Source organism: Bacteroidota bacterium (genome assembly GCA_013360915.1).
Taxonomy (GTDB): domain Bacteria; phylum Bacteroidota; class JABWAT01; order JABWAT01; family JABWAT01; genus JABWAT01.
In genome coordinates, this window is sequence record JABWAT010000041.1 from 1 (window position 1) to 3,234 (window position 3,234).

The following is a 3,234-nucleotide window of genomic DNA, read 5'->3' on the forward strand; positions in this document are numbered from 1 at the left end:
TATTCCAGCGTATCATCCAGCGGACGGGCCACAATGCTGAAAGAATGACCGTCGGAGGCGTTGGAAATTTTCTCGATGCCGATTCCCTGTCCCCACTCGATGGGTTGTGATTTCAGCAGATGAAGGGCGGATGACCATTCGAACTCTGTTGGAAATACCTCAGTTTCATTGTGCAGGGTCTTTCTGGCTGTGGCTCCCAGACTGATGGCATAGGGAGTCCACTGCGTTCCGTTGTGCTGCCAGAGATGATACGACCAGGTGGTCCCATTGGTGGTTTTACCGATGGATGCCAGTTGATACGCCCCATCGTTGCTGAGACTGACCGGCTGGTACTGTACCGACCCGGAACCGGTTTCCAGAACAGTGAAGGGAGATAAACTGCCGCTGGCTAACCACTGACCGGTTCCCAATGACCGTTGCGTGCCGCTGAGGGATTGTCTCACCAGCACAAGGCGCAAGTTGTCACTGGCCGTCAGGGAGGCTGCATGGGACAGGTAATGGCCTGATGTGTTGTTATAGAGCAGGGTGATGGCAGAAAAAGCGGCCTTCTTCCGGTGAATGCCATAGACTTTTCCATTGTAGATCCAGGTGAAAGTGGCCATCTGACCGTTTCCGGTGACGGTGATGGGAGTTGCTGCGGTGGCGTAGCCAGTCAGATTAAACGTGCTCCAGGTTGGTGTGGCTGGAATGGACACAGTCCCATTAATGATGTCGGCGGTGAAGTACCGCAAACCGGACCCGGACTGTGCAGCGAAGAACAGATAGGGGTAGGGAAGATACGGATCAGAAATGCGGACAACCGACACGGTTCCATTGATACTGAATGGTATCTGAAAAGAAGCCAGCTGGTTGAACTGACTGTTCTGATAGATGTTGACTGTGTTATCGGTGTATTGCACAACGACAAACCGATCGGCACCATTGGTGGTGACCGAGAACGCGGCTACCGATGCGGCAGGATCTTCGATAAGCGCTTCTGCCTGATTGGTGCCGTCTTCGGTGTGCAGCCAGAGCTGGTTGTTCGTTTTGTACAGAACCGAGGACGTGCCGTTGTAACTGACGTATTGATTGTTATTCACCCAACCAGCCGTGTTGCTTCCCAGTATGGCTTTGTAGTGAGCAGTCACAGTAGGGGTATTACCAGTAAAGATGATGGTTTGTGAATCGGGAAAAGTGGTGTTGATAGGATCGGTTCCAGTTGTCTCCCAGCGCAGAAAGGCCAGTTGCAGATTAGCATTTACCGACTTGACCGATTCAGATTTTATTGCATAAGTTGGTTTACCAGGAATAGTTGGATTCGGTCGTTCATTTTTAAACACGGCTCTGGTACCGGTAACGGGCAGAAATCCCAGATCCTGATTTCCGTTTGCATCGGCGAACCAGGGGTCGGAGATTTCAAAAACCAGTAGTGGAGAAATGGTTTTATCAATAACGCATTGTGAGGTTGCCGGGTGTTTATCCTTGTAGAAACCATTAATCTCCGAAATATTCTCAGGCCGAAACAAATAGTTTCTCTTATAGCTTTTGATTTCGTTGTTCCAATGATGGTGACCAAATGAATTGCGTTCTAAATATTTTGCTATTGCATTATAGCTTGTACCTGGAAACAATGGGATATCACTTTCAAGTAAAACCCAATTGACATTAGAATTTAGGGATATCCAACCATTTGGTGAATTTTGATGAACAAATGTTGGATCATTCAAACTGTTAAAAATATTAAACCTGACAGGAAGTACTGGGTTTGTAACCATTGGACCAAATTTTACCTCAATGACGTGATGCATTGCTCTTATTTGTTGAATAGAGAATGTCTTTGGATTGCAGTCAAAGTAAGACATATTGTTTGATTTTGGAGGATCATAATTTGTGTTTTCACACGGATCAATAACGTTTTTCCAAACTGATTCACAATCAATTACCTTACTAACACCCACATCTGCATTTGTATCGCTGATCAAATCACCAGAATACCAGTGATTGGGTTCACAATCATTGGCTCCATCCCTTGTTATTCGTTCTTTACCAAACCTTGAATCAAATGTATGCAAAAGACCAAAGCAGTGACCCAATTCATGTGGGAATACCCAAGTCTTCAGATATGTCCTGCTGGCGAGTCTGACAACAGCGTAATTACTATCTGGAATGCTGGATATACCTGCCCAATGACCGTTTCCACCAGTTACATAAACATTAATTGCGCCTTCAGTTATTGCCACGTGGTGGACATCTGGATTCTTATAGCCCCAGTAACAATCAATGCAAACAATACTGGTATCAATCCCTTGCAGCTGAAATTGAATTTTTGAGGATATAAATTTTTCGTTAATAAATTGGAAAGTCGATGGACCGCCATACTCAGACCTAACAAAATCAGTTTTATTTAATTTTATTATCCAGAATTTAATTCGAATTGTTCTGATTTCCCCCGGATCTGGAAGCATTCTGGCATCTTCCCAATACCACTCCGTTGAGGGAGAGGACGAAACTCGATATTCTATTAAATCGAATCCACAGAAATTTGTACTGTCAGGTTCAGATAAAAAGGAAAGGAAAAGTCCTAGTACCAGTAAATACATTCGAGCCTCCTATTTAGAACGTGTTCCAATTGCACAGTATGAGAAATAATCAATGGGTCCATTGTATCGGTAACCAACTAAAATGATTCTTTCTTTTCTCTGGTGAATCGTCTCAATAAAAACATTTGTTTCAAATGTCATCGAACTAAAGGTATTTCCGTTAAAATGTAAAAGTTGTCTGCCAGATGAATAGAAAAAATAGGTGCCATCGATGCTACCAGTCAAAAAAGTGACTTTATTCACACCGGGGAATAAATAGGCGCCAATCAAAGATGGAGCAAGAGGTTTGGACGTGGCCAATTCGAAATTAAGGGTTCTGTCGTATGAACCAATAAGTAAATGATCTGGTGTAGTCAACAAAACGGAGTAAACGGGTTGGTTGGTATTAAATGACAGGTCATTTAAGATGGTGAAGGATGTTTGAGCATTACCGGCAAGAAGAACCGTTTCTCCTGTGAAACTATCCGTGCCACTTATGTATAGCATACCATTCAAACTTCCTGTAATACTTTTTAATGGATAGTTGGTGTTACTTTCCACCAACCTGAAATTTTTCCCGTCATAATGCGTGATGGAGCCATTGGTTCCCACCCAGTAGATGTTGGATTTGGAGGATGCCCATGCTCTTTTCAAGAATCCGCGTGCTGATTCAACA

The 3,234-nt window shown here is 43.9% G+C and carries 2 protein-coding genes; both read right to left on the reverse strand.

The genetic code is table 11. The features are described 5' to 3' along the window. The coding region (locus tag HUU10_15665; GenBank protein NUQ83040.1) for a hypothetical protein at positions 1 to 2,219 on the reverse strand (2,219 nt) is incomplete at its 3' end. A gap of 369 nt (positions 2,220 to 2,588) precedes the next feature. Continuing rightward, complete coding sequence (locus HUU10_15670) at positions 2,589 to 3,212, reverse strand: hypothetical protein (GenBank protein NUQ83041.1); 624 nt, start codon at positions 3,210 to 3,212, stop codon at positions 2,589 to 2,591. Positions 3,213 to 3,234: the final 22 nt, after the last annotated feature.